This is a genomic window from Variovorax fucosicus (genome assembly GCF_030316825.1).
Taxonomy (GTDB): Bacteria; Pseudomonadota; Gammaproteobacteria; order Burkholderiales; family Burkholderiaceae_C; genus Variovorax; species Variovorax fucosicus.
Genome location: NZ_JASZYU010000001.1, coordinates 1,450,079 through 1,466,316, shown reverse-complemented (window position 1 = coordinate 1,466,316; position 16,238 = coordinate 1,450,079). Strand labels below are relative to the sequence as shown.

The 16,238-nt window shown below is 67.6% G+C and carries 15 protein-coding genes and 2 riboswitches; of the genes, 9 read left to right on the top strand and 6 right to left on the bottom strand.

The window, feature by feature from the left end; genetic code table 11:
* Positions 1-7: 7 nt before the first annotated feature.
* Positions 8-985, bottom strand: a complete 978-nt coding sequence (locus QTI05_RS06860) for a LysR family transcriptional regulator (RefSeq protein WP_286541175.1) — start codon at positions 983-985, stop codon at positions 8-10.
* Positions 986-992: 7 nt separating this feature from the next.
* On the bottom strand, positions 993-1,406 hold the full coding sequence (locus QTI05_RS06855; protein WP_286541177.1) for a VOC family protein: 414 nt from the start codon (positions 1,404-1,406) through the stop codon (positions 993-995).
* Positions 1,407-1,442: 36 nt separating this feature from the next.
* Between QTI05_RS06855 and QTI05_RS06850 the strand changes: the two genes are divergently transcribed.
* From QTI05_RS06850 to QTI05_RS06825, 6 genes are all read left to right on the top strand, one after another.
* Positions 1,443-2,702, top strand: a complete 1,260-nt coding sequence (locus QTI05_RS06850; RefSeq protein ID WP_286623561.1) for a cystathionine gamma-synthase family protein — start codon at positions 1,443-1,445, stop codon at positions 2,700-2,702.
* A 45-nt stretch (positions 2,703-2,747) separates the two neighbouring features.
* On the top strand, positions 2,748-3,119 hold the full coding sequence (locus QTI05_RS06845) for a DUF2946 family protein (protein WP_286541181.1): 372 nt from the start codon (positions 2,748-2,750) through the stop codon (positions 3,117-3,119).
* Between the two features lie 107 nt (positions 3,120-3,226).
* Positions 3,227-5,485, top strand: coding sequence for a TonB-dependent receptor (locus tag QTI05_RS06840; RefSeq protein ID WP_286623559.1), 2,259 nt, complete (start codon positions 3,227-3,229; stop codon positions 5,483-5,485).
* A gap of 23 nt (positions 5,486-5,508) precedes the next feature.
* Positions 5,509-6,009: a copper chaperone PCu(A)C gene (locus QTI05_RS06835; protein ID WP_286623557.1), complete on the top strand. Its 501-nt coding sequence runs from the start codon at positions 5,509-5,511 to the stop codon at positions 6,007-6,009.
* Between the two features lie 70 nt (positions 6,010-6,079).
* On the top strand, positions 6,080-6,823 hold the full coding sequence (locus QTI05_RS06830) for a PhaM family polyhydroxyalkanoate granule multifunctional regulatory protein (protein WP_286623556.1): 744 nt from the start codon (positions 6,080-6,082) through the stop codon (positions 6,821-6,823).
* Between the two features lie 36 nt (positions 6,824-6,859).
* Positions 6,860-8,140 carry an FIST signal transduction protein gene (locus tag QTI05_RS06825; protein ID WP_286623555.1) on the top strand — a complete coding sequence of 427 codons (1,281 nt, stop codon included), beginning with the start codon at positions 6,860-6,862 and terminating at the stop codon, positions 8,138-8,140.
* Positions 8,141-8,146: 6 nt separating this feature from the next.
* On the opposite strand, the gene QTI05_RS06820 is transcribed toward QTI05_RS06825, so the two are convergent.
* From QTI05_RS06820 to QTI05_RS06805, 4 genes are all read right to left on the bottom strand, one after another.
* Positions 8,147-9,643, bottom strand: a complete 1,497-nt coding sequence (locus QTI05_RS06820; protein WP_286623553.1) for a carotenoid oxygenase family protein — start codon at positions 9,641-9,643, stop codon at positions 8,147-8,149.
* Positions 9,644-9,650: 7 nt separating this feature from the next.
* Positions 9,651-10,064, bottom strand: a complete 414-nt coding sequence (locus QTI05_RS06815; protein WP_286623550.1) for a DUF2141 domain-containing protein — start codon at positions 10,062-10,064, stop codon at positions 9,651-9,653.
* Between the two features lie 128 nt (positions 10,065-10,192).
* A complete protein-coding gene (locus QTI05_RS06810; protein WP_286623547.1) occupies positions 10,193-11,461 on the bottom strand; it encodes a D-amino acid dehydrogenase in 1,269 nt (422 codons plus the stop codon).
* Positions 11,462-11,486: 25 nt separating this feature from the next.
* Positions 11,487-11,592, bottom strand: a riboswitch (glycine riboswitch).
* Positions 11,593-11,610: 18 nt separating this feature from the next.
* Positions 11,611-11,697: riboswitch (glycine riboswitch) on the bottom strand.
* 13 nt (positions 11,698-11,710) lie between these two features.
* Positions 11,711-12,442 carry a helix-turn-helix domain-containing protein gene (locus tag QTI05_RS06805; RefSeq protein WP_286541208.1) on the bottom strand — a complete coding sequence of 244 codons (732 nt, stop codon included), beginning with the start codon at positions 12,440-12,442 and terminating at the stop codon, positions 11,711-11,713.
* A 124-nt stretch (positions 12,443-12,566) separates the two neighbouring features.
* On the opposite strand from QTI05_RS06805, the gene QTI05_RS06800 reads away from it, so the two are divergent.
* From QTI05_RS06800 to QTI05_RS06790, 3 genes are read left to right on the top strand one after another with little or no spacing between them, the layout of a single operon-like run.
* Positions 12,567-13,436, top strand: a complete 870-nt coding sequence (locus QTI05_RS06800; RefSeq protein WP_286541209.1) for a hypothetical protein — start codon at positions 12,567-12,569, stop codon at positions 13,434-13,436.
* 58 nt (positions 13,437-13,494) lie between these two features.
* Positions 13,495-15,435, top strand: coding sequence for an MFS transporter (locus QTI05_RS06795; protein WP_286623546.1), 1,941 nt, complete (start codon positions 13,495-13,497; stop codon positions 15,433-15,435).
* Complete coding sequence (locus QTI05_RS06790; protein WP_286541215.1) at positions 15,435-16,106, top strand: phosphatase PAP2 family protein; 672 nt, start codon at positions 15,435-15,437, stop codon at positions 16,104-16,106. Before QTI05_RS06795 ends, QTI05_RS06790 begins: the two co-directional genes overlap by 1 nt.
* Positions 16,107-16,238: the final 132 nt, after the last annotated feature.

Below are 16,238 nucleotides of genomic sequence, written 5' to 3'. Positions count from 1 at the left end.
ATTTCGCTCAGCTCATCGATTTTGTCGATGCTCCGGAATGAGGCGCGTAACGCTTCGGATCGGTGCGTTTCACCTTCTTCGCCGCGGCCGCCGGCAGCGCCTCGGGCTTGGCCGTGACATACGCGAAGGCCGACTTGACGACGGTCTCGACAGCCATCGACGACGGGTCGGCACGGAAGCTGGCGTGGATCGGCAGCGGCTGCAGCGCCGTGTCGCAGGAGAGCTGCCGCAGGTGCGGGTAGCCCAACAGCCGCTGCACCGCACGGCGCGGCAGCGTCGCCACGCCGAAGCCGCCTTGCACCAGTTGCACCATGGCCGAAATCGACGAGATGGTGTGAACGCGACGCGGTTCGATGTGCGCTTGCCGCAGCACGTCGAGCAATGCCACGTGCGGCTGCGAGCCGCGCTGGAAGGTCAGCAGGTCGTGCTCTGCGAGCGCGGCCAGGGTGTAGCGGCGCTTGCGGTGCAGTTCCTTGTTGCCGAGGAACACCATGTCCATCGGCGGCAGCGCCCGGCTGCGCACGCCGTCGGCGGTGGCGGGCAGTGCCGCGAACACCAGGTCCTGCGTGCCGCGGCGCACCTGCTCCACCAGGATCGGCGTGGTTTCGACCGTGAGTTCGAGTTCGAGCGCCGGCTGGTCGATGCGCAATTTCTCGATCCACGGGATCAGCCAGGAGTGCAGCACCGACTCGATGGCGCCGATGCGCAGCGCCACCGTTGCCATCGGTGCGCCAGCGCCCATCTCGGACTTGAGCTCGCGCTGCAGCTCCAGCAGGCGCTGCGCATAGACGAAGAAGCGCGAGCCTGCGATGGTCAGACGGAACTGCTTGTCGCGCCGGTCCAGTAGCAGCACGCCGAGCTCTTCTTCGAGCGCCGCGACCCGGCTGGACATGGCCGACTGCGTGAGGAACAGCTTCTCGGCGGCGCGCGTCACGCTCTTGAGCGACACCACCCAGTAGAACGCCTCGACAAAACGCAGATTCACGGCAGCCCTACTTGTCGTACAGCGTCTCGAGCGAGCGGAAGCCCTTGACCTCGATCGGGTTGCCGAACGGGTCGCGAAAGAACATCGTCCACTGCTCGCCGGGCTGGCCTTCGAAGCGCACCTGCGGCTTGAGCACGAAGTCGGTGTTGGCGGCTTCGAGCCGGTCGGCCAGCGCGCGCCAGTCGGGCAGGGCGAGGGCCAGGCCGAAGTGCGGCATCGGCACCATCACCTCGCCCACATGGCCGGTGTTCGCGGTGGCGAAAGGCTCGCCGAGGTGCATCGAGATCTGGTGGCCGAAGAAGTCGAAGTCGACCCAGGTGTCGGTGCTGCGGCCTTCGACGCAACCCAGCACGTCCCCGTAGAAACGGCGGGCGCCGTCGAGGTCGCGAACATTGAAGGCAAGGTGAAATATGCTGTGCATGGCCGCAGCATAGCCGCGCACACCCCGAAGCACACCATGAAGCCCGAAGACGAATCCACGCCCGACCCGACCACCCGCCTCGTGCACGCCGACCGCCACTTCGACAAGGCGCAGGGCGGGGTGCACGGCGGCGTGCACATGCCGGTTCACACCTCGGTGCAGTACGGCTACGAGCGCGTGGAAGACCTCATCGGCGTGTTCCAGGGCACGGTCAAGGGCCGTTTCAACTATGCGCGCCAGGGTACGCCGACCACGGCTGCGCTGGAGTCCAAGCTCACGCAGATGGAAGACGGCGTCGGCACGGTCTGCTTCGCGACCGGCATGGCGGCGGTGTCGGCCGTGTTCTTCACGCTGCTGCGCACGGGCGACCATCTGGTGGCGAGCCGCTACCTGTTCGGCAACACGATCAGCCTGCTCGGCACGCTGCAGGGGCTGGGTGTGCAGGTCACGCTGGTCGATGCGACTTCCGCGCATGCGGTGGCCGACGCGATCACGCCGGCCACCCGCATGGTGTTCGTCGAAACCATCGCGAACCCCGGCACGCAGGTGCCCGATCTCGCGGGCATCGGTGCGTTGTGCCGGCAGCACGACCTGCTCTATGTGGTCGACAACACCATCACGTCGCCGGCCTTGTTCCAGCCGAAGACCGTGGGTGCGAGCCTCTCGGTCAACTCGCTGACCAAGACCATCGCCGGCCATGGCAATGCGCTCGGCGGCGCCGTCACCGACACCGGCCTGTTCGACTGGTCGGGCTGCGCCAACATCTTCGACGGCTACCGGCAAGGCGATGCGAAGCAGTGGGGCCTGACGCAGCTGCGCAAGAAGGCGCTGCGCGACATGGGCGGCACGCTGAGTTCGGATGTAGCGCACCGCATCGCGGTCGGCGCCGAGACGCTGGCGCTGCGCATCGCGCAGACCAGCGCGACGGCGCTCGCACTCGCCACCTTTCTCGAAAGCCATCCGGCCGTGGCGCGCGTGCACTATCCGATGCTGGCTTCGCACCCGCAGCACGCGATCGCAAAGGCGCACTTCGCCGCCGGTGCGTGGTTGTTCTCGTTCGAGCTGCGCGATGCCGACGCCTGCATCGCGGTGCTCAACCGGCTGCAGTTGCCGATCAAGGCCACGGGCATGGGTGACACGCGCACGCTGGTCATTCCGGTGGCGCCGACGATCTTCTGGGAGGTCGGCGCAGCGCGGCGCGCCGAACTCGGCATCGCCGAAGGGCTGATCCGCGTCTCGGTCGGGCTCGAGCGGGCGAGTGACCTGATCGCGGATTTCGGGCAGGCGCTGGCGTGACGCGCCGCGCGCCCGGCATGCCGCCGGCGCGATAATCGCCGTTCCATGCTTGCTTCCCTGCGCCACGCCCTGCACATCGGCCTTCTCGGCCGCTTCGTGCTGCTGTGGTTCGTGCTGTCGCTCGGCGTCGCTGCTGCCTCGCCGCTGGTGCACCCGCAGGCGATGGAACTGGTGTGTTCCAGCGCCGGTGCGGTCAAGGTCATCGTGCAGACCGACGACGGCGCGCAGGAACTCGGCGCGAGCCACATGGACTGCCCCCTTTGCGTGCTGACCGGCGCACCGCCGCCGGCCGCGCCGCTGGCCGGGCTGCCGGTGATTCAACCGCTGGGCCATGCTGTCCAGTCGATTCCGGCCGCGCGCATCGCCGCAGCCACCGCCGCGCCGCTGCCGCCGCGCGGGCCTCCCGTTTTCTCCTGACGCTGTCGATGTCGCAGCTGCTCGCGCCCCTGGTGCGGGCACTGCAGGCCGTTTGGCCTTGAACCAAGCTTCTGGAGATTCCGTTGAGAAGAAGAACACCCATTGCGATGGCCGCTGCCATCGCGCTTTCGGCGCCGGCCTGGGGGCAGGACGTCGACGGCAGCACGCGCGCGCTCGGCACGATCACCGTCACCGGTGGCCGGCCGACTTCGCTGCCGACGCAGATACCCACCACCATCGAGGGCACCACGCGCGAGCAGATCGAGGCCACGGTCAACGCCACCGACGCCGAAGACGCGCTCAAGTACCTGCCGAGCCTGGTGGTGCGCAAGCGCTACATCGGCGACTACAACCACGCCGTGCTGGCCACGCGCGCGTCGGGCACCGGCAACAGCGCGCGCTCGATGGTCTATGCAGACGGCATTCCTCTGTCGAACCTGCTGGGCAACGGCGCCACCTTTGCGCCGCGCTGGGGCATGGTGTCGCCGGAAGAAATCGAACGGGTCGACGTGCTGTACGGCCCGTTCTCGGCCGCCTACCCGGGCAACTCGGTCGGCGCGGTGGTGGACTATGTGACGCGCATGCCCGAGAAGTTCGAGGCGCACATCAAGCTCAGCGGCGCTGCGGGCAGGTTCGAGCAGTACGGCAGCAGTTCGTCGCCTTCCGCGAACCAGCTCGACCTGTCGCTCGGCGGCCGCAACGGCGATTGGTCCTGGTGGCTCAGCGCCAACCGCACCCACAGCAAGGGCCAGGCGCTGGTGTTCGGCAACCGGCTGCTCAGTGCCGGCACGGTGGGCAGCGCGGGCGTGCCCGTCACCGGTGCGGTGTTCGGCCTGAGCCCGACCAACCAGCCCTGGTGGCTGGTCGGCGGCAGCACGATCTACGACACCGAGCAAACCCAGGCCAAGCTCAAGCTGGCCTACGACTTCTCGCCCACGGTGCGCGCCACCTACACGCTCGGCGGCTGGAACAACAGCACCTACGGCGCGGTCGACAGCTACCTGCGCGACCGCAACGGCCTGCCGGCGTATTCGGGCCGAGTCAACATTGCGGGCCGCACGTACAACCTCGACACGCCTAGCCTCGCGCTCGCGCCGACGCAGAACGACATCACGCACACGATGCAGGGCCTGTCGGTCAAGAGCCACACCGGCGGCGTGTTCGACTGGGAGCTGTCGGGCAGCCTCTACGACTACGGAAAAGATCAGTTGCGCACACCGACCACGGCGCAATGGCTGGCCGGACGCACCACCGACATGAAGGGCACCGGCTGGAACACGCTGAAGGCCGCGGGCACATGGCGCCCGACCGGCTCGGCTGAAGGTTTGGGTGCGCACGTGGTCGACTTCGGCGTGCAGCAGGACACGGCGCACCTGCGCACCCAGGTGCGCAACACGGCCGAGTGGTACGCGGGCCCGGCGCTCACGCCGTTCTCGCAGTTCAACGGCAACACGCAACTGCAGTCGCTCTACGCACAGGACACCTGGCGCTTTGCCAAGGACTGGAAGACCACGCTGGGCCTGCGCTACGAGCACTGGACGGCCTATGGCGGCGAACTCGGCAATGCAACCAGCGTGCTCAGGTTCGGCGAGCGCAGCGAGAACCACGTCTCGCCCAAGGCCGCCATCGCCTGGCAGGCGAACGGCGACTGGCTGTTCAAGGCGTCGGCCGGCCGCGCGATCCGCAACCCGACGGTGAGCGAGCTCTACCAGGGCCAGATCCTCGGCAGCACCATCGTCAACACCAACCCCGATCTGCGGCCCGAGCGCTCCTGGACGACCGAGTTCAGCGCCGAGCGTGACCTGAAGGGCTGGGGCGTCGAGGGCCTGCTGCGCGCCACCCTGTTCCTCGAGCGGACGAAAGACGCGCTCTACAGCCAGACCGCGGCCAATGGCATCACGACGATCCAGAACGTCGATGCGATCCGCACCAGGGGGCTGGAGCTGGCGGCCAATCTCTACGATGCCGGTATCAAGGGGCTGGAACTGGGCGGCAGCCTGACGCTGGCCGATTCGAAGATCGTGGCCAACAGCGGCTTTCCGGCGAGTGTCGGCGCGCAGCAGCCGCGCGTGCCGCGGGTGCGCGCGGCGCTGCTCGCCACCTACAAGCCCGATGCAAACTGGGCCTTTACCTTCGGCGCACGCTACAGCGGCAAGCAGTTCGGCACGCTCGACAACAGCGACCCGAACGGCTTTACCTACACCGGCTTCAGCAAGTACTTCGTGACCGACATCCGCGTGCGCTATCGCATCGACAAACAGTGGAGCGCGGCCGTGGGCATCGACAACCTCAACAACTACCGGTACTGGGCCTTTCACCCGTACCCGCAACGCACCTTCGTGGCTGAACTCAAGTTCGACCTGTGACTCTCATCTCTTCAAGGAACTTCATGAAACACTCGATTGCTCTCAAATTCATAGCACTTGCCCTGGCAATGGCGGGCATTACAGCCGCTTTCTCCCAGACAAATCCGGCCGCCGCGGTCGAAGTGAAAGACGCCTGGGTTCGGCCAGCCGTGCCGGGCCAGAGCGGCACCGGCGCCTTCATGAAGCTCAGTGCACCCGCGGGTGCACGGCTGGTCGGCGTGCAGACCCCGGTGGCCGGCGTGGCCGAGGTGCACGAGATGAAGATGGAGGGCGACACCATGCGGATGCGTGCCGTCAAAGGCGGACTCGAGCTGCCGGCGCGCCAGACCGTGGAGCTCAAGCCCGGCGGCTACCACCTCATGCTGATGGACTTGAAGCAACCCGTTACCAAGGGCGGCACGGTGCCGATCACGCTGCAGTTCGAGGATGCGAAGGGCGCCAGGAGTTCGCTCGCGCTCAATGTGCCGGTGGGCATGCCGGCTGCGCAGCAGGCGCCTGCCGGTGCGCATGAGCACAAGCACTGATCCGGCCGGTAAAACCGGCATTGCTTGGAGTAAGCTGCCACGAAACAACACCCCTGCAGGAGACAAACCCATGACCGACGCGGCCAAACCTTTCAACTTTGCCAACTTCGTGCCCGGCTTCGATTTCCTGAAGAACCTCACCACCGGGGGTGCCGCCGGCGCCGCCAACGCCGTGCCCGGGCTGTCGGGCCTGGCGAGCTGGGTGGCACCGACGCTGAGCGTGGAAGAAGTCGACAAGCGCATCCAGGAGTTGAAGACCGTGCAGTTCTGGCTCGACCAGAACCTCAACGCGCTCAAGGCCACGATCCAGGCACTCGAAGTGCAGAAGATGACGCTCTCGACCCTGAAGGGCATGAACGTGCGCATGGAAGACCTGGCCAACTCGTTCACGCGCGCCGCCACCGTGGCATCGCAGGCCTCACCCCGTGCGGCGGCACCGGCGCCGGTGGCTGCTGCTCCCGCGATGGCACCGCCGCCGCCCGCGCCCGCGCCCACTGAACCCGCACCGGAATCGGCGCCCGAGCCCGATGCCAAGCCCAAGGGCAAGGCCGCTGCCGCCGCGCCCACGGCCGGCGTGGTCGACCCGCTCCAGTGGTGGGGTGCGTTGACGCAGCAGTTCGAGCAGATCGCCAGCGGCGCCATGCGCGATGCCGCCAGCCTCAAGGTGCCGTCCATGCTGCAATCGGCGGTCGACCAGGCTTCCGATGCGGTCAAACAATCCGTCTCCGTGGCCAGCGGCAAGAAGCCTGTGGCCGCGAAGAAGAAGACGCCCTCCAAACCTGCGGCCAAGCGCGCCGCACCCAAAAGACGCTGAGCCGCGCCGGTCGCGGCTTCAGGATCGGACACTGACATGAAGCTATTTCCCTCCGGTCACGCGACCCACCCCCAGTGGCGAATGGCTGCCGGCCTGGTGCTGGCGCAGTTGCGTGCGCAGATGGCGCTGCCCGAATACGCGCAGTCGCCCACGCTGGGCCTGCTCTACATCACCGACCACTACGGTGCCGATGCGCAAGAGATCCTCGATCACCTCGGCGCCGAGCTGCCCGAGGTCACCGACTGGGCCGGCACCGTCGGCATCGGCGTCTCGGCCAACAACGCCGAGTACTTCGACGAGCCGGCACTGAGTCTGATGCTGTGCGAGCTGCCGAGCGACCAGTACCGCGTGTTCTCGGGCGTGGCGCCCTTGAGCAGCGCCGAGATGGCCGGCTTCGAGGCGCACACGGCGCTGGTGCATGCCGACGCCGAAACGCACGACCTGCCCGAACTCCTCGGCGACCTGGCGGTGCGCACCGACACCGGCTACCTGTTCGGAGGGCTCGCGTCCGGCCGCGCCGGTGCGCTGCAGTTCGCGATCGGCGGCAACGGCAACATCAAGGGCCACGGCGCGGCCGGCGGCGTGTTCAGCGGGGGCCTGTCGGGCGTGGTGTTCGGCGAGGGCGTGCGGCTGGTGTCGCGCGTCACGCAGGGCTGCCAGCCGTTGGCGGGCGGGGCAGGGCGCGAACGCGAGATCACCGAGGCCGACGGCAACGTGCTGCTCACGCTCGACGGCGAACCTGCGCTCGACGTGCTGCTGGCCGAACTCAATGTGTCGCTCGACGAACCGCAGGAAGCCATCGACGCCGTGCGCGCCACGCTGATCGGTCTGGTCGATGCCGGCAATGACGGCGTGCGCCGCACCGGCGACCTCGGCGCCGACGTGCTGGTGCGCCACATCATCGGGCTCGACCCCACACGGCGCGGCATCGCCATCGCCGACCAGGCCGAGGCCGGCATGCGCATGAGCTTCTGCCGGCGCAGCGCACAGGCCGCGCGCGCCGACCTCATGCGCATCTGCGCCGAGATCCGCGAAGAGCTGGAGCCCGAAGAGCAGACGCTCGAAACCGCGACCGCCATCGCAGCCGGCGAGGCCGAGCGCGCGCCGCACCCGGCGCGCCGCGTCGCCGGGGCGGTGTACGTGAGCTGCTCGGGCCGCGGCGGTCCGCACTTCGGCGCGCCGGGCGCCGAGTTGCAGATCGTGCGCCATGCGCTCGGCGACGTGCCGCTGGTCGGCTTCTTCGCCGCCGGCGAAATCGCGCGGCACCACCTGTATGGCTACACCGGCGTGCTCACCGTGTTCACCGCCGCCGACTGAGCTTTCTCAGGCCGGCACGAAAACCCCGTGCAGGCCCAGCGGCAGCGAATAGGGCAGCGTCGCCTGGGCCACCGGCCCGTCGCCGAGGCGGTCGGCCGCAAAGCACGAGAGCACGGTCTTCTTCTGTGCGAAGTCCAGCACGGTGCCGAGCACCCAGCCCGCACCGGCGCCGTCGGGCACGAGCACGTGTTCTTCCACCATCGCCTGCTGTCCGTAGACAAAGCACTGTGAGCTGCCGGATTCGACGTCGGTGACGGCGATCGCGGCAAAGCCCGGGCGGTCTTGCGCCACCTGTGTCGCATGCACCACCCGGCGATGGCGCAGCCCGACACGGCGCGGATCGATGCGGGGAAACTCGGCTTCGAGCGGCAGGGTGGTCTGCGTGGCCCGGCCGCTGCCCAGATTCAGGGTGGCGACGGTCAGGTGCGGCTCGGCGCAGCGCACGCGGCGTGCGCGCATCACTTCGCGGTTGCTCGTGAACACGCTGGCCGCGGTGTTCGAGCGCACGTAGTCGACGTGGATCACCGTGCCGTCTGCCGCCTCTTCCGACCAGGCATTGCCCAGGTGGAACAGGAAGCCGGCCGGCAGCGCCAGTGTCTGGCGCTTTTTCCAGTCCTTCTTGTCGACCACCAGCACACGCATGCCGAGTTCGGGCCGCCACACATGGGCATCGAGAAAGCTCGCGCCGGCCTGCTTGCGCTGTGCGTCGTACACCAGCGGTGGCATCAGGAACACGAGGTGCCGATCGGTCACCGCAAAATCATGGACCATCGGCAGGTCGGGCACCGGCACGGCGTCGGCCCGGCGCAGCGCACCGTCGGGTGCGAGTTCGTAGAGCACCAGCAAGCCTTGGCTGGCGCCGACGCCGAAGTTCCACACCGTGCCATCGGGGTCGACCTTCGGGTGGGCCGAAAACGGCAGGCCTGCCAGGTCGGCACGCCAGGTCTTCAGGCCCAGTGTGTCGAGCGTGCGCGGATCCAGCCGCGTGGCCGAGCCGCCCTCCCACAATGCCAGCAGTTCGCCCGACAGCGGGAGCAGGCTGGTGTTGGCGACGTTGATGCTGTCGGGCGACTCCGGCGGCTCGACCCCGGCAATGATGGTGCCGAAGCCTTCGGTGAGCCGATGGCCCGCGCGCAGTTCGCTGGTGCGTTTGGCGGTCGCGACGTAGCGGCCCTGGTGCCGCACCTCGCTGCCTTCGATCAAGAAGCGCTGCGTCATGCCGTCGCCGTCGAACCAGTGGTGGTAGCGCTCGCCGCCAAGGTCGTGGCCGGCCGGGCCGATGCGGTAGAGCGAGCCGCGCAGCGCATCGGGAAAGCGGCCGCGCACCGTGGCGGGCGTGAGCGGCAGGTCGCCCGGCGGTGTGGCGAAGCCGAGCTTCCAGGGCGCGCCGGCTGCATTGAACTCGGTCTGCCAGTTTTCGGGGCCGGCGGCGTGCGCCAGGGGGGCCAGCAGCGGGGCAGCGCCGGCGGTGGCCAGCAGGCGCAGGAGCTTGCGTCGATCCATGATGGCCTCAGCGCAGGTGCACGGTGGTCGTGGTGTCGGCCTCGAGCGGAAATGAGGCCGCGTCGAAGGTCGGCGGCCCCATCTTGCCCTTGGCGTCATTCGAGAAGCCGTAGCGCTCGATCGGCAGGCCGAGCAGGTTGGCGTCGAGCTTGCCGTTGCCGTTTTCGTCGGCAAACAGTCTCAGCACGTAGCGACCCGCAGGCAGGCCGAGAAAGGCGAGCTGCGCATTGCCCGCGCGCACCGGCAGTGTTTGCGAGGCCACCGATTTGCCGCCGGCATAGGCGTCGGCACTGTCGTAGAGCGCCACGTACAGCGTGGCCGGCACGGCCGGGCCGTCGGCCACGGCCACGCGCAGATCGGCGGCGCTGGCCGCCAGCGGCGCCAGCAGGGCAGCGGCGCACAGGGTCTGGAATGAATACATCGACGGGACTCCTCAAAAGTTGGAGCCCCGAAGATCGCGCGTGCCGGCTTCGCCAGCCAGCGCAATGCGACGAAATGCAGGAGGCGCGCGCGAAACGCGGATTTGCGCGCGCCAGCGCCGCGGCGGCCTCAGCCGTTCGTGAACGCGAAGTCCACCTCGGGCGCGAGCCCGCTCACGATGCGCGCGATCGATTTGCCGGAGCCGCACGAGTGCGTCCAGCCCAGCGTGCCGTGGCCGGTGTTCAGGAAGAAGTTGGGCAGCTTCGTCTTGCCGATCAGCGGCACGTTGCTCGGCGTGGCGGGGCGCAGACCGGTCCAGAACTGGGCCTGCGAGGCATCGCCCGCACCCGGGAACAGCTGCTCGACGCGGCGCACGATCGCTTCGCAGCGCACGCGGTTCAGGTCGCGGTCGTAGCCATTGAGTTCGGCCGTTCCAGCGATGCGCAGGCGGTCGCCGTCGGCGGCGGTGTAGCGTGAGAACACGAGCTTGAACTCGTCGTCGGTCAGCGAAACCTGGTGCGCCTTCGAGGCGTCCTTGACCGGCATCGTCACCGAGTAGCCCTTGGCCGGGTAGATCGGCAGGCGGATGCCGAGCGGCGCGGCGTAGATCGGGCTGAGCGAGCCCATCGCCAGCACATAGGCGTCGCCCACGATGCGCTGGAAGCGGCCTTCGCTGTCGGTCGCCTCGACGTGCTCGATCTTGCCGCCGGCCTCGCGGATCGCAGTGACCGTGTGGCTCATCAGGAACCTGACGCCGGCCGCCTCGCAGAGCTTGACCAATTCGCGCGCGAAGCGGTTGGCGTCGCCCGACTCGTCTTCGGCCGTGTAGGTGGCGCCGGCCAGTTGCGGGCGGATGTGGGCCAGCGCGGGCTCGATCTTCACCGCCTCGTCGGCCGAGATCACATGGCGCTCGCAGCCGAGGGCACGCATCTGTTCGGCCGGCTTGAGCGCGCCGTCGAACTCCTTTTGCGTCGTGTAGAAGTGCAGGATGCCTTCGGTGCGCTCGTGGTACGCGATGCCGGCCTCGCGGCGCAGCGCCTGCAGCATGTCGCGGCTGTAGGTGCCCAGGCGCACGATCTGCGCGATGTTGTGCCGGGTGCGGGCCGGCGTGCATTCGCGCAGGAACTGCAGGCCCCAGAGCCACTGGCGCATGTCGGCGCGGATGCGGAACAGCAGCGGCGCGTCTTCCTTGCCCAGCCATTGCAGCACCTTGAGCGGCGCGCTCGGGTTGGCCCAGGGTTCGGCATGGCTGACGGAGATTTGCCCGCCGTTGGCAAAGCTGGTTTCGGCGGCCGGCGTGGCCTGCCGGTCGATCACGGTCACTTCGTGGCCGAGTTGCTGGAGGTAATAAGCCGAGGTGACGCCGAGCAAGCCGGCGCCGAGAACGATCACACGCATGGAAGAGCCTCTTCAGTAGAAGGTGGCCGCTCCCCCTGTCCTTGGTACCTGAGAGATTCAGCCGCTGCGCCCGCAGTGGCCTTGCTCCTTCGGTGCATCACAGGTTGTGATGGCTCTCCAGACGGCGTTTCAATGTGTGCAGTACGCAACCGGGATCGACCGGTTTACCTGAGCGTTCATGGGAGTTTGCGCCTTCGGTGGGGCCGCTTGCCGGCCCGCTCTCCTGCAGAGGTGTGAGTCTAGCCGCTATTAGCGGCGCAGGCGCGTGAAGCCCTCGAACTCCCAGTTGCGCATGCCCAACACCAGCGTGTAGCCCTCGCGGTCTTTCTCGGCGATCTTCTGGTCGGTCTGGTGCTGTTGCGCGAAGTCCTGCGCAACGCGCTGCAGCCGTTCGCGGAACGACGGCGCCAGCGCCCGGCTGATGGTGCCGTGCACCAGCATCAGCGCCTCGGCCGGGCCGTCGAAGCCGCCGCGGTAGTAGTCGAGCACCACGTTGTCGCGAAAGAACTCCATGAAGGGACCGTGCGGCCGCCAGCGGAAGGTCTTGGCCAGCTTGAGGCGGTAGCGGTTCATCGGCCGCAGCTCGATGATGCCGATCCGGTCGAGTTGCGCAAAACAGACGATGCATTCAGCCTCGGTGATACGGTAGGTGCTCGTGATTTGCTCCAGCGTCCACTGGCTCAGCACATTGATGGCCACCAGCAGCAGCTTCTTGTCCTTGACCACGGCTTTCTCCTGCTCGTGCGTCAGTTCCTTCAGCAGTGGCTGGGCATCGGCCACCCGCCGCGCGAGTTCGGCAAAGTCGAGCTTGAGCGCGCGGCAGATGGCATCGACCCGCGACAGCGGCATGTCGCCCTTGGCCAGCATGCGCTTGACGCTGGACTCGGCCATGTCGAGCGAGCGCGCCAGGTCGGCGTAGGTCATGCGGGCGCTCTTGAGTTCGTTCTTGAGGGCGAGGACGAGGTCGACGGTGGTGCTCATGATGGATTGGGTACCTTTATTTGATACTGCAAGTCGTGAAAAAATGCTCCGTATCGATTTTCGATGCCCCGGGCGAGGTTGACAACCTACATTCCGCCGCACACCCACCTACCGGAGCCCCGCCATGAATTTCTTCTCCGTGCGCCGCCTGTTCGCCAGCCTGCAACCGCGCGAGGCCGGCCTGCTCGGCGTGCTTGTGTTGTTCACGCTGCTCGCGCTGTTCGGCCCGGAGCTGCCGGCGCGGGCTGGCGGCGGCACCCTGCTGGCCGACAGCCGCGAGTGGCGCGGTCTGCCGAACGCGATGGATGTATTGAGCAACCTGCCGTTCTTCGCGATCGGGCTGTGGGGCCTGATCCGGCTGCACTGGCTCGACCACGCGCACGAGCGGGCGCAGGCTGCGATGCCGACGCGGCCCCATGCGCTGGTCGAGCCGCCGGTCGACGCGCTCGACTGCGCCTGGTTGTTCTTCGCCGGCCTGATCCTTACCGCCGCCGGGTCGGTCTTCTATCACCTGCAGCCCGATGCACTGCGGCTCGCCGCGGATCGGGCCGGCATGGCGGTGGCGTTTTCCGGTCTGATCGGCATGGCCGTATGCGAGCGGATCAGCCACCGGGCCGGCTGGCCAGCCGCCTGGTTCACGCTGGCCGCCGGCCTGCTGGCGGTGGCGGTCTACCATGAGACGCGCAATGTGATGCCCTGGGCGGTGGTGCAGTTCGGCGGCATGCTGCTGGTGCTCGGGCTGGCGTTGCTGCGCCCGGTGGCCGGCGCATGGGGCCTGCGGCTCGGCTGGGTGATCTTCTTCTACGCGGCGGCCAAGCTGTTCGAGATGGCCGACGGTGCGATCTACGAAGCCACCGCGCATCTGGTGTCGGGCCACAGCCTCAAGCACCTGACCGCTGCCCTGGCAGCGCTCCCGGTGCTGCTGACGCTGCGCACGGCAGAACGCCACACGCTGCTGCGGCACAATTCGGGCGCAGCGACCGCTACGGCGTGAAGGCTGCGCTGTCAACGCCGTCCCGGCCAAGTCGAGGCACCACGAGGCACAACGATTCATGACAACAACAACTGCCGCTGCCCCCGCCACCGAAGCGCATGCCAACCAGTTTGCGCTGCTCGGCCAGCGGCGTTTTGCGCCGTTCTTCTGGACGCAGTTTGCCGGCGCGGCCAACGACAACCTGTTCAAGTTCGCCTTCACCGTGATGGTGACCTACCAGCTCCAGTTGAGCTGGATGCCGCCGGCCATGGCGGGGCTGGCGATCGGCGCGCTGTTCATCCTGCCCTTCCTGCTGTTCTCGGCGACGGCGGGCCAGCTCACCGACAAGTTCGACAAGACGAAGATGATCCGCTTCGTCAAGAACCTCGAGATCGCGATCATGCTGCTCGCGGCGTGGGGCTTCGTCCGGGCCGATGCCGCGGTGCTGCTGGGCTGCGTGTTTCTCATGGGGCTGCATTCCACGCTGTTCGGGCCGGTCAAGTTCGCCTACCTGCCGCAGGTGCTCGATGCACGCGAGCTCACGGGCGGCAACGGCATGGTCGAGATGGGCACCTTCGTCGCGATCCTGCTGGGCCAGGTGGCGGGCGGGCTGCTGGTCGCGCTGCCGGGCATCGGACACACCACGGTGGCGGTGGCATGCGTGCTGCTCGCACTGGTCGGCCGCGGCGTCGCGCAGGCCATCCCGCCCGCACCGGCGACCGATCCGGGCCTGGTCATCAACTGGAACCCCTTCAGCGAGACCTGGCGCAACCTGAAGCTGGCGCACGGCAACATCGTGGTGTTTCGCTCGCTGCTTGGCATCTCGTGGATGTGGTTCTTCGGTGCGGTGTTCCTGAGCCAGTTCCCGAGCTTCGCCAAGGAGGTGCTGCACGGCAACGAGCAGGTCGCTTCGCTGCTGCTGGTGGTGTTCTCGGTCGGCATCGGCATCGGTTCGCTGCTCTGCGAAACGCTGTCGCGCCGCCAGGTCGAGATCGGTCTGGTGCCGCTGGGCGCGATCGGCATGAGCGTGTTTGCCATCGATCTCTACTTTGCCTCGCGCGCCTTGCCACCGGTGGCCGAGATGGGGCTCGGTGCTTTTGTGCGGCAGCCTGCGCACTGGCGCGTGATGGCCGATCTCGGGCTGCTGTCGCTGTTCGCAGGGCTCTACAGCGTGCCGATGTATGCACTCATCCAGCTGCGCAGCCAGCCCACGCACCGCGCGCGGATCATCGCTGCCAACAACATCCTCAATGCCCTCTTCATGATCGGCAGCTCGGTCATCGCCGGTGCGCTGCTCGGCGCCGGCTTCACCATTCCGCAGATCTTCCTGTTCACCGGGATCGCCAATGCGGTGGTGGCGTTCTATATCTTCATGCTGGTGCCGGAATACCTGCTGCGTTTCGTGTCGTGGGTGCTGTCGCACTTCATCTACCGCTTCAAGGTGCGCGGCGAACAGCACATTCCGGCCGAGGGCGCGGCCATCCTGGTCTGCAACCACGTGAGCTTCATCGACGCGGTGCTGCTGATGGCGGCGAGCCCGCGGCCGATCCGTTTCATCATGGACCATCAGATCTTCCGGGTGCCGGTGCTGGGCTGGCTGTTCAAGCTGGCCAAGGCGATTCCGATCGCGCCGCAGAAAGAAAACCCCGCGGCCTATGAAGCCGCCTTTGCGCAGGCTGTGCAGGTGCTGCGCGAAGGCGATCTGCTCGCGATCTTTCCCGAGGGCGCCCTGACGCGCGACGGCGAATTGCAGCCGTTCAAGGGCGGTGTCATGAAGATCGTCGACAGTGCGCGCAGCCAGGGCATCGAGGCCCCGGTGATCCCGATGGCGCTGAGCAACCTCTGGGGCTCGTACTTCAGCCGCATCGAAAGGCGCGGCGACAAGAACATCGCGATGGCCAAGCCGTTTCGCCGCGGCTTCTTCAGCAGCGTTGGCCTGCATGTGGGGGGTGTGGTGCCGCCGGCCGAAGTGCAGCCCGACGCGTTGCGACAACGCGTGCATGCGCTGCTCGTGAGCTGATGGCGTCTTTGCGCCACGCTCTGTGGCAGGTCATCGCATCGGTTCCGGAGTCGTTCTGGCACGCCTTGACCTGGTTCGGCGACAGTGGCCTGCTGCTGCCGGCGGCGGTATCGATCACGGTGTGGCTTGCGCTGTCGCGGCGTACCTGGCCGACAGCGGCGCTGTGGGTGCTCGCGTTCGGCTGCGGCAGCACGGTGATCCTGATTTCCAAGCTGGCCTTCATGGGCTGGGGCATCGGTAGCGCGCGCTTCAATTTCACCGGCTTCAGCGGCCACACTGCGATCTCCGCGAGCGTCTGGCCGGTGGCGCTGTGGCTGATCGCCAGCCGCCAGAGCCATCGCGTAAGGGTCGCAGCCGTGCTGATCGGTTGGGCCCTGGCCGCGGCCATCGGCGTGTCACGCCTGGCGTTGTTTGCGCACTCGGGGTCGGAAGTGGCGGCCGGCTACCTGCTCGGCGTGGCGGTCAGCGCCAGCTTTCTGGTGTTGCAGCGCGGGCGCCCGCATTCGCGCATCCCGGGGCTGCTGGTGGGGCTGAGCCTGCTGGTTCCGCTGACCTTGCTGAAGCCCGGCACACCGGCACCGACCCAGAGCGCGCTGGAACTGATGGCAATACGACTGGCCGGCGTGGAGCGGGCCTATACGCGCGAAGATCTGCTACGGCGACCCGGGTGATGTTTGGCGCATATTGGTATCGAAATTCGATACCTTGAGGGCATCGCGTCGCCACCGGTGCAGTATTAAGAGGCTTTTGGAATGGGTGAGCCACATCATTCGCACACCTTCAACACGCCGCGAGGCCCACAT

What these genes read in the sequence shown, in the direction of transcription:
- QTI05_RS06855 (WP_286541177.1), bottom strand. Translation starts at nt 1,406, where the DNA reads ATGCACAGCATATTTCACCTTGCCTTCAATGTTCGCGACCTCGACGGC.
- QTI05_RS06850 (WP_286623561.1), top strand. Translation starts at nt 1,443, where the DNA reads ATGAAGCCCGAAGACGAATCCACGCCCGACCCGACCACCCGCCTCGTG.
- QTI05_RS06845 (WP_286541181.1), top strand. Translation starts at nt 2,748, where the DNA reads ATGCTTGCTTCCCTGCGCCACGCCCTGCACATCGGCCTTCTCGGCCGC.
- QTI05_RS06840 (WP_286623559.1), top strand. Translation starts at nt 3,227, where the DNA reads ATGGCCGCTGCCATCGCGCTTTCGGCGCCGGCCTGGGGGCAGGACGTC.
- QTI05_RS06835 (WP_286623557.1), top strand. Translation starts at nt 5,509, where the DNA reads ATGAAACACTCGATTGCTCTCAAATTCATAGCACTTGCCCTGGCAATG.
- QTI05_RS06830 (WP_286623556.1), top strand. Translation starts at nt 6,080, where the DNA reads ATGACCGACGCGGCCAAACCTTTCAACTTTGCCAACTTCGTGCCCGGC.
- QTI05_RS06825 (WP_286623555.1), top strand. Translation starts at nt 6,860, where the DNA reads ATGAAGCTATTTCCCTCCGGTCACGCGACCCACCCCCAGTGGCGAATG.
- QTI05_RS06820 (WP_286623553.1), bottom strand. Translation starts at nt 9,643, where the DNA reads ATGGATCGACGCAAGCTCCTGCGCCTGCTGGCCACCGCCGGCGCTGCC.
- QTI05_RS06815 (WP_286623550.1), bottom strand. Translation starts at nt 10,064, where the DNA reads ATGTATTCATTCCAGACCCTGTGCGCCGCTGCCCTGCTGGCGCCGCTG.
- QTI05_RS06810 (WP_286623547.1), bottom strand. Translation starts at nt 11,461, where the DNA reads ATGCGTGTGATCGTTCTCGGCGCCGGCTTGCTCGGCGTCACCTCGGCT.
- QTI05_RS06805 (WP_286541208.1), bottom strand. Translation starts at nt 12,442, where the DNA reads ATGAGCACCACCGTCGACCTCGTCCTCGCCCTCAAGAACGAACTCAAG.
- QTI05_RS06800 (WP_286541209.1), top strand. Translation starts at nt 12,567, where the DNA reads ATGAATTTCTTCTCCGTGCGCCGCCTGTTCGCCAGCCTGCAACCGCGC.
- QTI05_RS06795 (WP_286623546.1), top strand. Translation starts at nt 13,495, where the DNA reads ATGACAACAACAACTGCCGCTGCCCCCGCCACCGAAGCGCATGCCAAC.
- QTI05_RS06790 (WP_286541215.1), top strand. Translation starts at nt 15,435, where the DNA reads ATGGCGTCTTTGCGCCACGCTCTGTGGCAGGTCATCGCATCGGTTCCG.